The organism is Pseudomonas sp. SBT1-2 (genome assembly GCF_028640875.1).
Lineage (GTDB): Bacteria > Pseudomonadota > Gammaproteobacteria > Pseudomonadales > Pseudomonadaceae > Aquipseudomonas > Aquipseudomonas chlororaphis_I.
On record NZ_JAQZAA010000009.1, the window covers coordinates 115,482 to 133,180 of the forward strand.

A 17,699-nucleotide genomic window follows, 5' to 3' on the forward strand; every position below is an offset into this window, starting at 1 on the left:
GCAACATACTGCCTTCCAGCTTGACCTCAAGCAGCCGACCATGTGTCGGCACGACGAGCGTCCACCCAGTTCCAGCGACGCCTATACCCCGGGTATAGCGCAACACACTGCCTTCCCGGCGAGCCGCAAAGCCAGAAGGAAAGTCCGAGGACTTGTCACAAATATGGCGGGCCGCGTGTGCAGTTTGATCACTGACGGCCTTCCGGTTGAAGCCGATGCTGGCGACTCGAAACACCACAACGAGTCGTCACACATGGCAAACGAACCAGAATCCCTGCAGTTGAACCTCGGTTCCCTGCGCAGCGCGATGTCGCTGACGCTTCACACCCACCACGCCTCGCGCATCTGGCATGGCCGCGCCCCCTCTGAAGACCGTGCCGGCATCGTCGGCCTCAACGGCTACATCTCAATCATGAACAAGATGAAGCGGGGATCCGAGCAGGACGATCCCTACTCAGACTGGTGGATGCTTCGGGTCGAAGAGAAGCTGGAACAAACACGCACCACCCTGCAAGCTTTGCGTGAGCAAGTGGACCTGGCCCTCACCGACGTGCCCGCGGCTATGTCCATCGGGGAGAATTTGAACGTTCAGCCAGTGAAGCTCCCCCTGTTCGTCAACGCCCAGCTCGGCTTCATGGCCGTCTACCTGCTCGCGGACTATGACGAGATCGCCCGCAAGCTGATCCTGGCCCACCACACCGCGCTAATCGATCGCAGCACTCTCGAGCGCTGGCTCAACGAAGGCGCGCACGCACTGCGCAGCCTCTTCGCTATGGCACAGCAGTACCGCTACTCCGGGACCCAGCGCGACGACTTTGCCGCCAACAATGCCGCCGCACGCCTGGCACTGGAGAAGTTTGGCGAGCTTCCACAGGACGTGCTCGAAGGTACCCGGCGTAGCCGTTTCGCCCCGCCATTGCCACGACGCACCAACCTGCGCGTTGACGCTGATGCCGTCAATGCAGAGCCTGACAGCAGCATTGATGCAGAGCGTGGCGAGTCCGGTGCCGAGGATGAGCCAGCACCGGGATCTGAAGACGAGGACCACCCGGCATGAACCACTCGGGATCCACTCCACGGCGCATCGCCCCGCTGGAACAGGCTGACTTCCAGTGTCTGGAACATGCAGCCTACCTAAAAGGCCTTTTAAGGCCTTTTAAGGGTAAGGGAGCGCTAGCGACCTGGGCCAGCCAGTGTGGCGCATTGAGGGACGACCTCATCGCCCTGGCGCAACGACGGGTACTCGCTCGGGCACGGGCGCATCCCTTCAACTTGTTGCCCATACAGCTGGCCCAACAGACAACTGGCGCAGGCACGGTCTTCCTTCGCTGGCGCAACCTGGATCGCTCAAACATGGGCGTGGCGCTCTGGCAAGCATTGATTGCCAGTCCTACTACGCCGCCATCGCTGATCGACGACTTGTATGAACTGGAGCAGCAGCGTGTGCTGCTCAACATGCACATCAGTTTGACCCACAGCCTCGCTCGCCAGGCCGCCGAGTGCGCCAGCAAGTTTGCGCTGGCCGAGGAAACCTACCTGCACCGGTGCGAGCAGGACAACCGCGTTGCGCCAACCCGACCAAGCGATTGAATGCGCCAATCCGGCGACCTGCGCCAACCGGGTTGTCAGATGGCCCAACAGCACCTGTGCCGCTGCCCCCAGCGGCAAGGCTTCAACCATGAGGAATTCACCATGAGCACCCACTTTTTCGGCGAAGGCAACATCGGATCAGCACCCGAATTTCGCGAGTTTCCCAACGGCAATGAGGAGCCGCGCCGGTTGCTGCGTCTGAACGTCTATTTCGACAACCCGGTACCCAGCAAGGATGGAAGTTTCGAGGATCGCGGCGGATTCTGGGCGCCCGTCGAGATCTGGCACAAGGATGCAGAGCATTGGAGCACCTTGTACCAGCGCGGCATGCGCGTTTTCGTCGCTGGCCGTCAGGAACGGGACGACTGGAAGGACGCTGACGATAGGCCTCAACACACGCACAAGATCAACGCCCGTAACATTGGCATCCTCCCGTACAGGTTGGACGCGGTCACCATGAAGCCAAAGTCTGAGCCCGGCTCCGGCGACAAGGTGGACGAATAGCTTTTTCTCAGCCGATAGCATCTGCTGCCGCAGCTATACCCCCGGGTATAGCCTGCGGTGGCCATCCCCCGCTCTGGCTCAACCAGATTCCACTGAGTTCCACCCAGTTCCAGCCCACCGGCTGCACATCTCAGACGGCTGACGTTCCCCCTGCTGCGTCCCTGCAACCCCTCCTCATCTACAAACAACTGCGCAAATAACTCGGTACAAACGCGTGCCGCGTTGTTTGCGGTGCCGATGTGCCCCCGAACGCAAGCTGCTGCCTATCGAAGATCTTCCAGCACGGCGTTGAGGAGGCGGTATGCAGTTGTACTTGTGCGAAAAGCCCTCTCAAGGCAAAGACATCGCACGCATCCTTGGCGCATCGCAACGCGGATCAGGCTGCTTCAACGGCCAGGGTTTCACAGTTACTTGGTGCATAGGCCACCTGGTCGAAGCTGCTCCACCGGAGAGCTACGGCGAGCAGTACAAGCGCTGGTCCCTGGAACAACTACCGATCATTCCCGAGCGATGGCAGGTAGACGTCAAGCCGAACACCGCCACGCAATTCAAGGTCGTCAAGGCCCTGCTGGCCAAGGCCAGCCAGCTGGTGATCGCCACCGATGCCGATCGCGAAGGCGAGATGATCGCCCGTGAGCTGGTCGAACTCTGTGCCTATCGCGGCCCGATCAAACGCCTGTGGCTATCGGCGCTGAACGATGCATCGATCCGCAAAGCGTTGGGTGCACTGAAAGAGTCGAACGAGACCCTGCTGATGTACCACTCGGCCCTGGCCCGCTCGCGTGCGGACTGGCTGATTGGGATGAACCTCAGCCGCCTGTTCACAATACTTGGCCGCCAGGCAGGCTATGACGGCGTTCTCTCTGTGGGACGGGTGCAAACACCCACCCTGCGCCTGGTCGTCGACCGTGACCGCGAGATCGCCCGCTTTGTCTCCGTTCCGTTCTGGGTCGTGGACGTGAGTCTCTCTCAGGCCGTGCAGTCCTTTGCAGCGAGCTGGTTGCCGCCCGAAGGACAGGCAGACGCCGAAGGGCGCTGCGTCAACCAAACGGTCGCCCAGCTTGCATCCGATCGTATCCGGGCGGGCGGCATGGCACGGGTCACGTCTGTCTCGACCGAGCGCGTTCGTGAGGTGGCGCCACTGCCGTTTGACCTCGGAACTTTGCAGGAAGTCTGCTCCCGCCGCCTCGGCATGGATGTGCAAGAAACCCTGGATATCGCTCAGGCGCTGTATGAGATGCACAAAGCAACGACATATCCCCGCTCCGACTGTGGCTACCTACCCGAGAGCATGTTTGCCGAAGTGCCGACTGTCCTGGCCGCCCTGGTGGCCACCGAGCCGAGCCTACGCCCGGTCATCGACATGCTCGACCCTAACCTGCGCTCCCGTGCATGGAACGACGGCAAAATCACCGCCCACCACGGCATCATTCCCACGCTTGAGCCGGCGAATCTCGTGGCAATGTCAGAGAAGGAGCAGGCTGTCTACCGGCTGATCCGCTCACACTTCCTTGCTCAGTTCCTGCCTCACCACGAGTACGACCGTACCGTTGTGATGCTCACATGCGCGGGCGAAACCCTACGTGCTACTGGCAAACAGATCATCGTGCACGGATGGCACCAGGTACTCACCGATGCGCCCGCGGATGATGCCGAAGGCGATGTCCCGCAGCGCAGTCAGGTTCTGCCGCAATTGAGCGAAGGTTCACCGTGCCGCGTTGAACAGGTCGCGCTCAAGGCCTTGAAGACCCAGCCACCGCGTCCGTACACCCAGGGTGAACTGGTCAAAGCGATGAAGACCGTGGCCAAGCTGGTCAGCGATCCACGCCTGAAACAGACGCTCAAGGACACCACGGGAATTGGCACCGAAGCCACCCGCGCAAGCATCATCAAAGGCCTGTTGGATCGTGGCTATCTGATCACCAAAGGCCGTGCAGTGCGCGCTTCCGACGCCGCCTTCACCCTCATTGATGCCGTCCCGGCTGCCATAGCCGATCCGGGAACAACCGCTATCTGGGAGCAGGCTCTCGACATGATCGAAGCTGGAACATTGACCCTGGACGCTTTTGTAGTTAAGCAGTCGGCCTGGGTGACCCAACTGATCCAGCAATACAGCCGCATCCCGCTGGCGATCAATGTTTCCCAGGGTCCCGACTGCCCAGTTTGTAGCGCAGCCACCCGGCAACGCAGCGGCAAGAGCGGCGCGTTCTGGTCCTGCTGCCGCTACCCCGAGTGCAAGGGCACCGTCACCATTGAGGCCAAGCGCCATTCGCCGCGCAAATCCAAACGTGCCAAGCCCGGCTGAGCGAAAACAACACTGGCTTCCCAAACCCGCCCCAAGTCTCGCTACGCGAGGCTGCCCAAGCGCACCTAGCCGCTTCTGAAATGGTGTGCGCGACCGGTGCCAACGGCACGGTCGTGAAGACGACCTGTCACCCGCCGCAACCTGCGGCGCCTCTGATCGCGTCTAGTCCCGCCATCCACGGCGGGCCTCCTGACCACTTGCAACGCGAGTCGCCAGGAGGCCCGCCGGGTCGACGGTAATCAGCACCGGTGCCCGCCGGTGAAAAACGGGATCCTTTTGTGCGCGGATGTGCGCCTTCAAATACTGACCCCAGCCACGAAACGGGTCGGGTGTGAACGCTGAAGCAGCGGCAGGCACTGACGACGGCCAAGCCTCTGCGCCAGCCCATGGGTGGCTCCTTTCTCTCTCACCGAAGGCTGATGCCTTCGGTGCGCTTTTCCCGCCCGTACCCCCAAACCGAACCTGGAGAGAAAGCCATGAAGCACCATTCAGCACACGAACCACCCCCACTACGCTACGGCAGTGTTTGCAGCGGAATCGAAGCTGTCAGCCTTGCGTGGCAACCCTTGGGCATGCAACCGGCCTGGTTCTCGGAGATCGAGCCTTTCCCCAGCGCCGTGCTGTCCCACCATCACCCGACCGTTCCCAATCTGGGCGACATGACCGGCATCGCCGACCAGGTCCGCAGCGGTGTCGTGGAAGCCCCCGACATCCTGGTCGGCGGGACGCCCTGCCAATCTTTCAGTATCGCCGGCGCCCGCCAAGGCATGGCCGACCCTCGCGGTGCACTGACCCTCAGCTATGTGGAGCTCGCCAATGCCATCGACCAAGCACGTCTCGAAAGCCGCCGCCCGTCCTCGGTCCTCGTCTGGGAAAACGTCCCCGGCGTCCTCTCAGACCGTACCAACGCCTTTGGTCACCTGCTTGGCGCGTTGGCTGGGGAAAAATACCCACTGCAGCCTGCAGGGACGCGCTGGACGTACGCTGGTGCTGTGTATGGACCGCAGCGGGTCATCGCGTGGCGGGTTCTGGACGCTCAATACTTCGGAGTCGCACAACGCCGCCGGCGCGTGTTTCTTGTCGCAAGTGCTCGTGACGACCTCGATCCCGCCGCAGTACTTTTTGAGTCCACGGGCGTGCACAGGGATTTTGCGCAGGGCTATGCGCCGTGGCAAATCCCTGCCGACAGTACTACTCCAGGTGTTGACCGCTCAGGCTGCTACGCAGGCGGATTGAATCCAGCCTACGGCAAAGTCTCGATTTCGTTCGGAGGCGGCAACACCCGTGGCCCGCTGGAACGTGCCGCCTGCCTTACCGCCCGTGGCCACAAGTGCGACTTCGAAGTTGAAACCTTCGTTGCGCAATCCGTTACCGGCCCTATCAGCCATACCCTCGGCACCGCCAACAACGGCAAGGGCTGCAGCGAGGACGGAACCGGCCGCGGCGTACCCATCGTCAGCACTGCCTACGCCGCCCACACCCCACTCGCCTGGGCACAGAACAGCCGTGGAGAGGTACGGCTCGAATCGGGCCACGGCCAACTCACCGGCGCACTGATGTCTTCCGGCAAAGCCGCCTATGGCATTCCCGCCGTGGCCAGCGTTGCCATTGGTGGGCGGGCCTACGGCGCCATTGCCGAATTGGGCGGCAATCTCTCGCCAACGCTGCGCGCCAGTAGTGGAGATGGAGACAAAGGCCATGTAGTCATGCCGAGCATTGAGGCGCACTTTCAGTACGCACCTGCGCCGTCACGCGAGGGCGCTACTCCTGATTGGTCTACCTGGCGTGTGCGCCGCCTTATGCCTGTGGAGTGTGAGCGCCTGCAGGGTATGCCGGACAACTGGACGTTGGTGCCATACCGCGGCAAGCCGGCGGCCGACGCGCCCCGTTACAAGGCCATTGGCAACTCCATGGCTGTGCCCTGCGTCACGTGGGTCGGTCAACGCTTGCTGCGCGTGCTGCACGTTCCAGTCAAAATTTGAGTCACTCTCTGATCGTAAAGCATCGAAAGTGTAAGGTGAGGCCTTACGCTTATGTTAATATTCCTCGAATTCCTTACCTACTTCGCAGGCAAGGGAACTGGAAGCACTAACCATACAGGAGGGCACAACAGCCATGCACAATCCTCCCCACCCAGGCGAAGCGCTGCGCGAAGATGTGTTGCCCGCCATTGGACTCTCGGTCGCAGCACTGGCACGCCACATCGGCTATTCGCGTGGACAGCTGTCCACCGTGATCAACTGCCGTGCCAGCATTTCCGCCGATCTTGCGTATCGGCTTGAACTTGCAGGCCTAGGTGACGCCCGTCACTACCTTGCAGAACAGGCTGCCTTTGATCTGTGGCAAGTGCGGCAGCATTCCCATCCTCAGATCGAGCGCTTGCACTTCTCCTGACAGCGTCGGCTTACCGTTTCGCACAACCTCCGGCGAAACAGGCGAATCCGACACTGGTCATCCAACCTATACCCGCTGATACGCACTGCAGAGCCCCTACGGGGGCTCTTTTGATTCGCGCCAAGTTTCCCTCTGTATGACAAGGGGGGTGTCTTCGGAGCCCCATTTTCCATCGCGCTGCCGGCCAAGGCCCCGCACTGTGATCACGTGTGCTGCTGATGAACGTCAGCGACATGCCCAGGCAGCCCGGGTCTTCAAGGCTGTGGCGCGACGAATCGCGTCGATCCAACCAGCCCGCCTCAGCATCATTCTGCGGACGATCGCCTTCTTGGCGGTGATGCCTCGCTTCTCCACCCCCTCGGGATGCTCTCATCCCTTGGGCTGGGTGCATCCGACTTCCCAAGGAGCACCCATGCGATTCCAAACACCCTCCGGCAACCCTCGTAGTCATATCGGTCGGTTCGTCCCGCTTTCTGCGATCGAAGCCATCAGGCTCCTCTACCAGGGAGCGTCGGCATGATCCGCAGCTTTCGCCACAAGGGCCTTCGGGCACTCCACGAGCGCGGCGACACCTCAGGCGTCCGTGCCGCTCACGTTGCACGTCTACGCAGGATCCTCAGCGCGCTCGATCTCGCGACTAAACCCACCGATATGGACCGTCCCGGCAACCAATTCCACTACCTCAAGGGGCGGCTGGAAGGGTTCTGGTCGGTCAGTGTGTCAGGGAACTACCGCGTCATCTTCCAGTTCGACGGCTCCGATGCCGTACTGATCGACTATCTCGACACTCACTAGGAGCTTTTCATGTCCATGTTCAATCCTCCTCATCCCGGTGAAGCACTGCGCGAAGACGTGCTGCCTACGATTCGCATGGGAGTTCGTGCCTTGGCCAAACATCTGGGCTACTCACAGCGAAAGCTGCGTAGCGTCGTTCAGGCGCGTGCACCGCTCACTGCCGAGCTTGCCCACAGGTTGGAGCAGGCCGGCCTTGGTAGTGCCCGCCTGTATCTGGCAGAGCAATACGCCTACGACCTGTGGCAGGTGGAGCACGCAAGCCAGCCACACATCCTGCGCTTGCATTTCCACTGATACGAGACTGCTTCTGCACCCATCCTCGCGGGCATAGCCAACCCGTCACCGGGCCAGGCATGCCCGCTCCTTTCCAGGAGCGACGAATGACCAAACAAACTCTCTACGGTCAATTGGCTTTGATCTACTCAGGACAACTGCTGCCGCTCCAGATCCTGAGCAGCAACGCTGGCTACTTCATCGGCACGGCTGACAACGAGGGCCCTGTCTCGCGCGAGTCCGTCGAGTACTTCGCCAGCCGTGATCAAGCTTGTCGAGCTTTCGCAAGAGGTCAGTGGCAACAACGCGACCATCCCTAAGCGGCAACGCCTCTCACCGGGCCGACTGCACACAACCGTTACTCCCCATGGGGCCAAGCCCCCATTGGGTCTGGCTCCGTCCTACTTCAATCGGAGCTATCCCATGACTGCCAATTGCAATCCCTTCGTCCGTGGATACCAGAACCTGCGCATCGAGCGTGAACTGTGCATCAGCTTCGCCGATGATTGCCCGTCTATCCACCGACCGATACACCCCTCTCAAACACATCTGGTCGACACCGAGCTGGAACTATGTGATTGCCTGTTCTGCGACGACTTTGCGCTTGTCACCGACGGCCATGCCGTAGAGGCCGCGCTGAAGGACCATTGTCCCAGTGCTGGCACTGTGCTCAAGGTCGTGTACGGGCTTGTCGGCGAGCAATTCGACAAGCCAGTCCTGATTGGCGACAACTACTCAATGCAGCAGGCTCAGAAGGTGATGCACAGTCTGACGTTCGAAACCGGCTTCTACAGCCGGTGCTGGGAAATCAGTACCGCTCACCTTGATGAGAATGGACGTCGATTCCTCTGCGACCTGGTGGACTGCATGCAACATCCCAGCTCGCTGTTCGTGTCATTCCGCATTCCCTTCGCGCCGTCGATCGGCATCAAGCTGATCGCAACCCCCTGGACGGACGAGAACCTTCAGGGCATCGAGGAAATGACGATCCAACAGCTGCGTCAGGAACATAGCGACAGTGGCATGCCGAAGTCGCTGATTGAGGTGCTTCACCTGGCCGGCCAAGCAGATGTACGCATTCTGGTCTTCGACGCAGACGCTCCCGTTCTAGCCGATCTAGCCATCTACGAAGACGAGTAGTCCCTCGAACCAAAAGCTCGCGCAGCACTGGCCTCTCTCTGGAGAGGCCTTGTTCTGTCCGCAACATTGGGCACCAGAGTATTGCCTCTCGAATGGGGTGGCGCGCGTATCGCTTAGCCCCTCGACGCTGCATGGGGTACCGCCAAGCATAGCGTCATGTTGGTCGGCGTTGCCGACAGCATGCCCAGGTGGCTCGAACCATCAATGCCACGGCGCCAGTCGAGTTCGACACGCTGGTTCATTCCAACAGTGCATGTGCGCTGCCACTTCAACCCACGGGGCCACTCCCTGTCGGGGGGAAACCCCGTCACGGAGATTCATCATGCTGAGATTCCGTGGAGCGACTCTGCTCCCTGTACTCAAAGAAGCCCAATCGAACAAATGCCAGGTGATCCTGGTCAAGGACGAAGGCGTCTACTTCATGTCGCAGATCGGTGAGAAAGACCACACAGGCAGGCACAAACTGCTGTGCTATGCCGATGGCTGCAATCCCGAAACGGAATCGTTCGGCGATTGGTGGGAGCTGTCACGCCAGGAATGTGGCGGCGATGATTTCGGTGAGTTCTTTGACCTCAGTGTCAACATCTTCCAGCACCTGCTGAAGGGTGGAAATGACCTGTTTGTCATCGTGACAGACAGCGAGATTCGCCTGCATATCGAAGCCAGTGTTCCTCATTCACACTGATCACCCATGTTGACCAGAGGGCCCTTTCGGGGGCCTTCTTCATTTTTGATTCACCTGTTCGAATCCGGTCTCTGGCCATAACGGGTTTCCGGGCGACAACCTGCACTGAAGTCACGATGCTCCATTCCATGTCTTGCCGACGTAGTCGGCAGCATGCCCAGGTAGTCGAGATCTTCAAGACTACGGTGCGGACAGCCGCACTGATTCACATCATTCACCGGGTGCATCTCGCACCCATCACCCACCGCAAGGGCCTATCCCTGCGGGACGGGCTCCTTGCGCATTCTCGAGGAGTCCGTCATGGATCACGATCTCATCCGCTCTCAAATGCCGGCGCTCGTTTCCGGCCATGTACCGCGTAACGCACGCAGCTTCACTTTCGCCATCTACGATGGCCTGCCGCAACTCTCGATGCTGGGCTTTCGTCTCGACCCGAAGCCGTTCGAAGGCAAGGTCATCGCTTCCAACGACGAAGCCATTGTTGTCAAGACAGGGCGAACCACATTCGCAGTGTTGAACCGCAACCTGGTCACCGAGCAGCCTACCGAAGGCAGCAAAGTCCGCGTGACGCCCTATGCCCGCCATCGGTTTGACGGCCAGCGTGCCGACACGCCGAAGGAGGAGGTCAGCCATTCGGCTGAAGGCACTTCATATGTCATGCGTACATACGTGCTGGGAAGTGCGCCGGCGAAACTCCCGGTGGCTATGCCGAAGTGCCCCGAGCTGGCCGACCTGATTGAGCAGTTGGAGAAACTACCGGCGCCGGATGGCTTCAGAACCATCACGCACTTGCTGGTCGACGCGCGTGCTCGGGACTTCAGTCTGGTTGACCCCCTGCCAGTCGACATCATCCGGACGCCACCGGCGATCAACTTCTCTGTCGCAACGGAGAAATTCACCGGTCAGGTATCGGTGATCTACGACCGTGCCTCGGATGTCTACGTGGTTGAGCTATGGCGTGACGGCGAGTTGCTCGAGCGCCTTGACGAGGTATATTTCGACGACCTGGGCAGCACGCTAGAACGTCTGATCGATGACGGCCGCTGGCGCGAAATTGACGTGGAGGTGCTGCGCTGATCTCGCGACGTCTAGCTGCACAAAGCTGTTTGCCACTTTCCTCGCTTGCAGGGAGTCTCGCTCTAGGGACCCCTGCTTTTTCTTTGCTTCATACACAGGTATTCACTCCATGGAATATGGGAGTGGCGTACTTCCCATAGGCAGTCGACTCCACTCTATCCGCCACGAGATGCTACCTGCATGTTCCGCCGACAGCTGTCGGCAACATGCCCAGGTAGCTTGGATCATCAGGGCTACGGCACGGCTTACCGTGTTGATCCACCCCAGGCTCGCTCCGGCATCTCGTGCGAGTAGTCATCAGCTTTCCGATGACGATGCCAGTTCCTCAACCCACGCGGGGGTTTTACACCTCCCCGTCTGGGTCAGGTGTATCTCCGCTCACCTCTCTGGAGATTCACCATGACCACTTCTTCCCAATCTAATGAAAAGACCTACTTCAATGTCCATACCACTGGGCTCGGCTTCCTCAAGCGCATTCGTGAAGTGACGCCTGGCGGCAGGAAGCGTGATGCCTTTTTGGCCTGCGCCATCAGCGCTTTGACCGGCACTGGTGATAAGCCTACGTATCGCTATCTTGACGTTCGCGTTTCCGGTTCAAAAGCACAGGAGCTGGTACGTAGCTATGCTGCAGATGTCGAGGCCGGTCGCCCGGTCCTGATCCAGTTCCGTGTCGGCGATACGTTTTCGGACGTTTTTGTTCGTACTGCAGGTGATAAGGCCGGCATGCCCGACGCGACCCTGAAAGGGCGCTTGCTGACTGCCGCGGCACTCGACTTGTCGATGCTGCAGCAGGTGGTTCAGCACCAGCTCGATACACGTGGCCTGGGCTACATCAATCGCATCGCGCGCAGTCAGCGCGATCCATCGCTGCGTCACTGCTCTCTCGCAATGCTGAACGGCTCTGTCGATGAACCGGTATACCGCTACGTCGATATCGACGCCACCGACCCTACGGTTGTGGCTCTGCTTGATCAGTACTCGGATGATGTACAAGCCAAGCGCAAAGTGCTCGTGAGCTTCCGTCTGGAGGACCTGGAAGCATCCTTCTTCACGCGTACCAAGGGCGAAAATGCCGGTGAGCACTCTCCGGTGATGAAGTCCACGCTGAGCTACATCGGTACGATCAAGGTCGACGGCCAGGAGGTCTATCGAGACCCTTCGAAGCTCGTTCACTCCGAAATGGCCTCGGAGAATGCCGAGGCAGCTCCTGGAATCGAAGGAGCTGATGTGTCGCCCGCTACTACTCCCCAGGTCGACACTCCAGTCGATCAAACCAGTGAACAGACAGCCGTAGACAACGTACCGAGTGCAGACGCTCCCGAGCCTCTCACCGAGTCCGCTGCCTAAGCCGCTCGTTCCCCCTCTCGCCCCATCTTCGGATGGGGCGATTTACATCTCCGACGCAGCGTACTGCCGGCCTTCGAGCAGAGACGTCGCACGCGATCTCACCCGGGAATAGCGGCATCTCACTGCCGTATGACCGATCACGCTCAGTTCCACCACCCGCCGGGGACTCCCCGACGGGGAAGCTCCCTGCGACTTCCGCCAAGGAGCTTCGCCATGAGCCAACATCTCTTTAAGACCGTCCACAAAGGATTTGCCGTCACTGTCCAGCTCGGCTGGGACCGGCCGATGGGATATTTCTTTCTGGTCATTCAAAAACCCGAGAATCTGATCGACAGCGCCATGATGGTCGATGACGAAGACCATCTGTACAGCAACCTCCACGAGATCCACCCGTTTGGCAAGGACCTGGACTACTACCGCCAGGTATTACGCCATTTCGACATCACAGTGCCAGAAAGCATGTTCATCGAGACTCAGCGTGATAGTGAAAGCAACGCTGGCAACCGCGTAGCAACGCATCAGGCGGACGGCTCATTTACCGAGCAGAACGTCTAGCTCTCCTCCGGCCCATCTTCGCGGCCACCTTACTTCTCATCCCAAGCAAGCACGCACCCGGTCCTTTGGGCCGATCGGTGCCGAGTGCTGCATCCTCCAAGGAGTACATCATGCAACTCGCCTCTCGCTTCGGCCGCGGCTCCCCTGTGCTGCGTGCCGACCGTCCTCTGACCGACGACCAGATCCGCAGCGTCGTCCCATCCATCTTCGCTGAAGCTCCGCACGAAAGCAGGTCCGAGCGGTATAGCTACATCCCCACAGCATCCATTCTCATGGAACTTCGCAAGGAGGGCTTCGAGCCGTTTTTCGTCTGCCAGACCCGTGTGCGTCAGGAAGACCGACGCGACTTCACAAAGCACATGATCCGTCTGCGCCACGCAAGCCAGATCAATGGTGCAGAAGCAGGCGAGATCATCCTCCTCAACTCTCACGACGGCACCAGCAGCTACCAGATGCTGTCCGGCCTGTTCAGGTTTGTTTGCCACAATGGCCTCGTCTGCGGCGATACAGTTGCCGACCTGCGGATACCTCACAAGGGTAATGTGACCGAGCAGGTGATCGAAGGTGCCTACGAGGTCCTGCATGGCTTCCAGAAGGTGCGGGACACTCGGGACTCCATGAGGGCCGTCACCCTCGATGAAGGTGAGGCACGAGTATTTGCCCGAGCTGCTCTGTCCTTGAGGTACGACGACCCGGCAAAGCCCCCACCCGTCACCGAAAGTCAGATCCTGCTACCTCGACGACCAGGTGATCGGAAACCTGATCTCTGGAGCGTATTCAACTGCACGCAGGAGAACCTGCTTAAAGGAGGCTTGCCAGGCCGAAGTGCCAATGGGAACCGTCAAAGAACCCGTTCAGTGAACGGTATCGACCAGAACATCCGCCTCAACCGTGCGCTTTGGATGCTGGCGGAAGGTATGCGTGAGCTTAAAGCTTGACCCATCGTCGAACGGATCGTCGCTCTCCGGAGTGCGGTCCGTTTCTTTTTGCCGTAATTCCGGGTAGCCGTGCGAACGCATTCCTCCTCGCCTTGCGCAGCTTGCTCTCTCAACCTGAAGTCATGTCTGTCCGGTGTAGCCGGCAACATGCCCAGATGGCGGAGACCTTTAGCGCCATGGTGCGATTCCTGCGCTGGTCACGTTCTTACTCGATCCCTCAGGGGCCGCAACGGCCCTGCGGGGCTGAAGCTCCTGTCTCTACTTACACACTACGATCAGGAGTAATCCTCATGTTCCGACTCACCCGTTCGTCCACGCCCAAGCCGCAGCCAATTCCCGTCTTCTGCTTTGGCACGTTGCACCTGAGCGAAAAGGTCCTCTGGCTCGCCAGAAATGGCCTGATCGATCCGCTGATCTACCTGCATCGCCATCTGCGAGGTGACTGGGGCGACGTCAATGCTGACACTCGCCTTGCCAACAACGCCTCCTTGGGCGCGGTCGGTCAACTGACGTCTCGCTACGTGGTGAATCCGCGGCTCACGCTGCACATCACCAGCATCGAGAGCAGCTTCCTGACCACGATCCATCTGCAGGGTGAAAGCCCAGTGCAGAACGGCTGATCCACCAGGAGGCAATCATGACCATTCGAAACCCGTTGTTTGCGGTAGGTGCCTTGATCTTGAGCCAGGACATCGATCGCCTGATGCGTGAAGGTCTGCTCGACCCCCTGTCGTACTTCGCTCTCCATGCGCATGGTGATTGGGGCGACGTTGATGATGACGTCAGACAGGCCAACAACTCTGCGTTGAAGGAGGGCGGACAGATCGAATCCCTCCACAACCATTCGCAGGATATCTGCATCCGCATCTACACCCTGGCAGATCGAAGCATCACGCGCATCGAGCTCGCCAGCGGAAGCTGATCGCCACCCAGCAGCACTCGTCGCTTTCGCGTCCTTTCCACCCTTTGGGGCATGTCATCGCCCCAGGGGACGGTGCATGCCCCGCTCTATTGGAGTTTCACCGTGACCGCAAAATCGTACGTTTCGATGGAGCAGCACATCTGCGTGGTGTGCGCCCAGAAATTCGATACTGGCAGCATTCTTCTCGACAAGCGCTTGCGCTCCAGCATGGAGTATCACACGTTGACAGGTTGGGGGCTGTGTCCCGACCACCAGAGGTTGTTCGACGACGGCTTCGTAGCCCTGGTTGAGTGTGACCCTGAGCGCAGTGGAGAAATCCTGGAGTCTGGTCGTATGAAGCCTGATCAAGCCTATCGGACTGGCCAGTTGGCCCATCTGAAGCGCGAAGCTTTCGCCAAGGTATTCAATGTTCCCGTTGCACCGGAACTACCGTGCGTCTTCGTCGAGCCCGGAGTGATTAAAATGCTGCAGGCAATGACCCAAGACAGCAACGGGTCCACACTCGCGGAGTGAACCAGTCGCCTGAGCGCGGCTTGGAAAGCTTCCCCTTCGATACGATCTTCAAAGGCCCTTCGGGGCCGTTTTTCTCGGTGCTCCCGGCAGGGTGCAGCAAGAGACCCGCATCTGCTACACGGGCTGCATAGCTCGAACATCTCTACGCTGCGCGGGCAGCGAGTATGACGCCGGCAGCCGACAGCAGTGCCGATGCACCGGCAAGTACGATGGACAAGGTGTAGCTCTGGTACAGGTCGTACAAATGCCCAGCGACACTGCCGCCCGCTACGGCGGCGATACCGACCGCGATGTATAGCGCTCCCAGAATAGCGCCCAGATTGCGGGTACCAAACCAGATACTGGCCACTGCCGGATACAGTGCGATACAGCCCCCATTGGCTGCGCCAAAGAGCAGGGCAAATGCAACGAGTGCAAGAAATCCATCCGCCACACTCCACAGACCACACAGCACGACCAGACTGAGCGTGAGCACAATCAGAAAGCGTTGTACGCCCATCCGGTCACCGATTCGCCCCAGGACCAATCGACCACCGATATTACCCACGCCGATCAGACCGATAAGCAGGTTGGCCTGCGTAACATCCAAGCCCTGCTGCTGCGCATAGGGGTTGATGTGAATCAGCGCGAGAAACAGGCCGACTGAGCCGAAAAAGATCGCCACGAAGAACCACCAGAATCTCGCCTGGCGTGCCGCCTCTCGCAGCGAAACGCTCCTGTCGAGCCGCGCCGCCTGCATCGATCCCGCGACAACAGGACCAATGCCATCAGGATGCTGACCCAGGTCCTCTGGCCTGTCGTGCAAGCTCGCGGCAGCAGTTAGTCCCAACAGTGCGATCGCGCCAGCATAGATCTGCATCGTGCTTTGCCAGGACAGGTGTTGCATCAGCAAGCCCGCGACCATCGGCCCCACGAGGGTGCCCAGACCAGTCCCCGCCAGCGCCAGGCCGGAGGCTGAACTGCGTTGGACGATGAACCAGCGCTGGATCGTCGCGACTGCCGGCACATAAACCAGGCCGACCCCCAGCCCCACCAGGATGCAGAATGCGACCAGAAACAGCGTGAGCGACGAGGAAAATAGGCTGCTGGTCAGGAAGCCCAACGATAGTAAAACGATGCCAATGCTACTCACCGTACGCACCGAAGTACGGTCGCTCCATGCCCCGGAGAAAACCCCCACGACGTAATAGATCAACGCCGTCAGCGAGAAGATCGATGCCGTTGCGAAGCGGCCTGCGTCAAAGTTCGACTGCAAGCTTGTGAAGAATGCACCGAATGAATACGCAGCGCCGAAGATCAGCGCGAGTAAAAGGTGTACGGCCGCCACCATGTACCAACCATAAAACTTCTGCCTGTTCTTCATCGCGGGACTCCCTTTATTTTCATTGGGCTCGACCATTAGACACATGTACATGTATATACAATAAAAACAGACGACCGTCTTCCGAGAATTGGTCGAGCACTCTTCTAAGCGTGTCCCTGCTTTTGTGATGGAATCTTTCAGCGAAAGCCTTCCTGGTTATTATCTTGCCGCTACTGAATCAGTCAGATCGCATGCTTTTTTAAGGTCTGTTGAGCGATATGCCCATCACCTTGAACGCGGATACAGCCCCACCCACGACTGGACCCTGGGTTACGGCACTCGATATGTCAGCGAGCGCAACGTCAGCTCCGGCACCCGCGCCAAGCTTGATGCATACTGGGCGCACAACGCCATGCTCGCCTACAAGGTCAACCACAACCTCGACCTGCAGCTGAACGTCAACAACCTGTTCGACAAGGACTACGTGGAACGGGTGCGCCAGCAGAGCGGCTCGACAACACGCTCCTCGGCCATCGAATAGGGCGACGCCCGCGCGGCGATCATGACTGCCAGCTATTCGTTCTGACCTAACCCCTCAAGGCGAAGCCCGTTTGCGTGGGGCTTCGCCAGCCCTATCCGCGGGCTGCCCCTAAGACCTAGCCGATTGTGTAGAGCCCCAAAGCTCTGTATTGACCAGTCCTGCGCCAGCTGTGTGAAACCCGGTGGACGGCGCGTTCCTATTGTTTACTGAAGCCTGACAGCATCCCAACGAAGGTGGCAGCTCCATCTTGTTTTGCGGGGCCGTCCCATGCAGTCATATTCAATCGCCATCCCGCGCGCTTTCCAGTTCATGGTCATGGTCGCCATTCTGGCCGGCTGCACCGTGTCAGGAACAAGCCGCTTGTCATCTGACCCTGTGCCTACAGTTCCCATGGTCACAGGCACCACCGAGCACCTGGTGCCGGTGGTTCGCTATGGCCGATACACACTGGTCGAGCTCCGGCCTGAGCCAGGTCAACTCGATCTGTCTCAACAGGTGGTCGACGTGAAGATGCCAGCCCAGTTGTCTGCCACCGTCGGCGATGGTGTAGAGCACCTGTTGCAGCGTACGGGCTACAGCCTCTGCCATAGCGACGAGACGGCGGCACTTTACGCTTTGCCGCTGCCGGCGGCGCATCTGCGTCTGGGTCCACAGACGTTGCGCGATGCCCTGCAAACCCTGGCCGGGCCGGCCTGGCAATTGAGCCTGGATGAGGCCGCGCGCCAGGTGTGCTTTGCACGGGCTCCGGGAGCCATCGCATCCGTCCACGCTGGAGCAGCGCCATGAACCATCTCTCGTCTTCAGAGGCGCGTGGTAC

The 17,699-nt window shown here is 59.7% G+C and carries 20 protein-coding genes and 1 pseudogene; 20 read left to right on the forward strand and 1 reads right to left on the reverse strand.

Annotated features, from left to right (window positions below; all coding sequences use genetic code 11):
• Window positions 1-253: 253 nt before the first annotated feature.
• The 18 genes from PVZ78_RS00795 to PVZ78_RS00880 all read left to right on the forward strand — a co-directional run bounded on the left by PVZ78_RS00795 (window position 254) and on the right by PVZ78_RS00880 (window position 15,038).
• Entirely contained in the window at window positions 254-1,057 is an 804-nt protein-coding gene (locus tag PVZ78_RS00795; RefSeq protein WP_337960400.1) for a PFL_4669 family integrating conjugative element protein, read from the forward strand.
• Window positions 1,054-1,590, forward strand: coding sequence for a DUF3158 family protein (locus tag PVZ78_RS00800; RefSeq protein ID WP_273828098.1), 537 nt, complete (start codon window positions 1,054-1,056; stop codon window positions 1,588-1,590). Before PVZ78_RS00795 ends, PVZ78_RS00800 begins: the two co-directional genes overlap by 4 nt.
• A gap of 102 nt (window positions 1,591-1,692) precedes the next feature.
• Window positions 1,693-2,094, forward strand: coding sequence for a single-stranded DNA-binding protein (locus tag PVZ78_RS00805; protein WP_273828099.1), 402 nt, complete (start codon window positions 1,693-1,695; stop codon window positions 2,092-2,094).
• Between the two features lie 301 nt (window positions 2,095-2,395).
• Window positions 2,396-4,399, forward strand: a complete 2,004-nt coding sequence (locus tag PVZ78_RS00810) for a DNA topoisomerase III (protein ID WP_273828100.1) — start codon at window positions 2,396-2,398, stop codon at window positions 4,397-4,399.
• Window positions 4,400-4,875: 476 nt separating this feature from the next.
• The gene (locus tag PVZ78_RS00815; RefSeq protein ID WP_273828101.1) at window positions 4,876-6,381 is read left to right on the forward strand and encodes a DNA cytosine methyltransferase; all 1,506 of its coding nucleotides are present in this window, start codon (window positions 4,876-4,878) and stop codon (window positions 6,379-6,381) included.
• A 133-nt stretch (window positions 6,382-6,514) separates the two neighbouring features.
• Window positions 6,515-6,793 (forward strand): HigA family addiction module antitoxin, encoded by a 279-nt coding sequence (locus PVZ78_RS00820; protein WP_273828102.1) that lies wholly within the window; start codon window positions 6,515-6,517, stop codon window positions 6,791-6,793.
• A gap of 516 nt (window positions 6,794-7,309) precedes the next feature.
• On the forward strand, window positions 7,310-7,588 hold the full coding sequence (locus PVZ78_RS00825) for a type II toxin-antitoxin system RelE/ParE family toxin (protein WP_273828103.1): 279 nt from the start codon (window positions 7,310-7,312) through the stop codon (window positions 7,586-7,588).
• 9 nt (window positions 7,589-7,597) lie between these two features.
• The gene (locus PVZ78_RS00830; RefSeq protein WP_273828104.1) at window positions 7,598-7,882 is read left to right on the forward strand and encodes a HigA family addiction module antitoxin; all 285 of its coding nucleotides are present in this window, start codon (window positions 7,598-7,600) and stop codon (window positions 7,880-7,882) included.
• Between the two features lie 86 nt (window positions 7,883-7,968).
• Window positions 7,969-8,181: a hypothetical protein gene (locus PVZ78_RS00835; protein ID WP_273828105.1), complete on the forward strand. Its 213-nt coding sequence runs from the start codon at window positions 7,969-7,971 to the stop codon at window positions 8,179-8,181.
• A 103-nt stretch (window positions 8,182-8,284) separates the two neighbouring features.
• A complete protein-coding gene (locus PVZ78_RS00840; RefSeq protein WP_273828106.1) occupies window positions 8,285-9,001 on the forward strand; it encodes a DUF5983 family protein in 717 nt (238 codons plus the stop codon).
• A 322-nt stretch (window positions 9,002-9,323) separates the two neighbouring features.
• Window positions 9,324-9,686 (forward strand): DUF3085 domain-containing protein, encoded by a 363-nt coding sequence (locus PVZ78_RS00845; protein ID WP_443218346.1) that lies wholly within the window; start codon window positions 9,324-9,326, stop codon window positions 9,684-9,686.
• Window positions 9,687-9,986: 300 nt separating this feature from the next.
• Window positions 9,987-10,763 carry a GTPase gene (locus tag PVZ78_RS00850; RefSeq protein WP_273828107.1) on the forward strand — a complete coding sequence of 259 codons (777 nt, stop codon included), beginning with the start codon at window positions 9,987-9,989 and terminating at the stop codon, window positions 10,761-10,763.
• A gap of 399 nt (window positions 10,764-11,162) precedes the next feature.
• Entirely contained in the window at window positions 11,163-12,110 is a 948-nt protein-coding gene (locus PVZ78_RS00855; RefSeq protein WP_273828108.1) for a DUF3577 domain-containing protein, read from the forward strand.
• A gap of 213 nt (window positions 12,111-12,323) precedes the next feature.
• Window positions 12,324-12,665: a hypothetical protein gene (locus PVZ78_RS00860; protein ID WP_273828109.1), complete on the forward strand. Its 342-nt coding sequence runs from the start codon at window positions 12,324-12,326 to the stop codon at window positions 12,663-12,665.
• 110 nt (window positions 12,666-12,775) lie between these two features.
• Window positions 12,776-13,603: a DUF932 domain-containing protein gene (locus PVZ78_RS00865; protein WP_273828110.1), complete on the forward strand. Its 828-nt coding sequence runs from the start codon at window positions 12,776-12,778 to the stop codon at window positions 13,601-13,603.
• Window positions 13,604-13,893: 290 nt separating this feature from the next.
• Window positions 13,894-14,223, forward strand: coding sequence for a methyltransferase (locus PVZ78_RS00870; protein WP_273828111.1), 330 nt, complete (start codon window positions 13,894-13,896; stop codon window positions 14,221-14,223).
• A gap of 17 nt (window positions 14,224-14,240) precedes the next feature.
• Window positions 14,241-14,525, forward strand: a complete 285-nt coding sequence (locus PVZ78_RS00875) for a hypothetical protein (RefSeq protein WP_273828112.1) — start codon at window positions 14,241-14,243, stop codon at window positions 14,523-14,525.
• Window positions 14,526-14,627: 102 nt separating this feature from the next.
• A complete protein-coding gene (locus tag PVZ78_RS00880) occupies window positions 14,628-15,038 on the forward strand; it encodes an ATPase (RefSeq protein WP_273828113.1) in 411 nt (136 codons plus the stop codon).
• Between the two features lie 142 nt (window positions 15,039-15,180).
• Here PVZ78_RS00880 and PVZ78_RS00885 read toward each other — a convergent pair whose 3' ends face one another.
• Window positions 15,181-16,401: an MFS transporter gene (locus tag PVZ78_RS00885; RefSeq protein ID WP_273828114.1), complete on the reverse strand. Its 1,221-nt coding sequence runs from the start codon at window positions 16,399-16,401 to the stop codon at window positions 15,181-15,183.
• A 250-nt stretch (window positions 16,402-16,651) separates the two neighbouring features.
• Here PVZ78_RS00885 and PVZ78_RS00890 point away from each other — a divergent pair.
• A pseudogene (locus tag PVZ78_RS00890) lies at window positions 16,652-16,882 on the forward strand (TonB-dependent receptor domain-containing protein); the annotation flags it as partial.
• 267 nt (window positions 16,883-17,149) lie between these two features.
• Window positions 17,150-17,668 (forward strand): PFGI-1 class ICE element type IV pilus protein PilL2, encoded by a 519-nt coding sequence (gene pilL2, locus PVZ78_RS00895; protein WP_273828116.1) that lies wholly within the window; start codon window positions 17,150-17,152, stop codon window positions 17,666-17,668.
• Window positions 17,669-17,699: the final 31 nt, after the last annotated feature.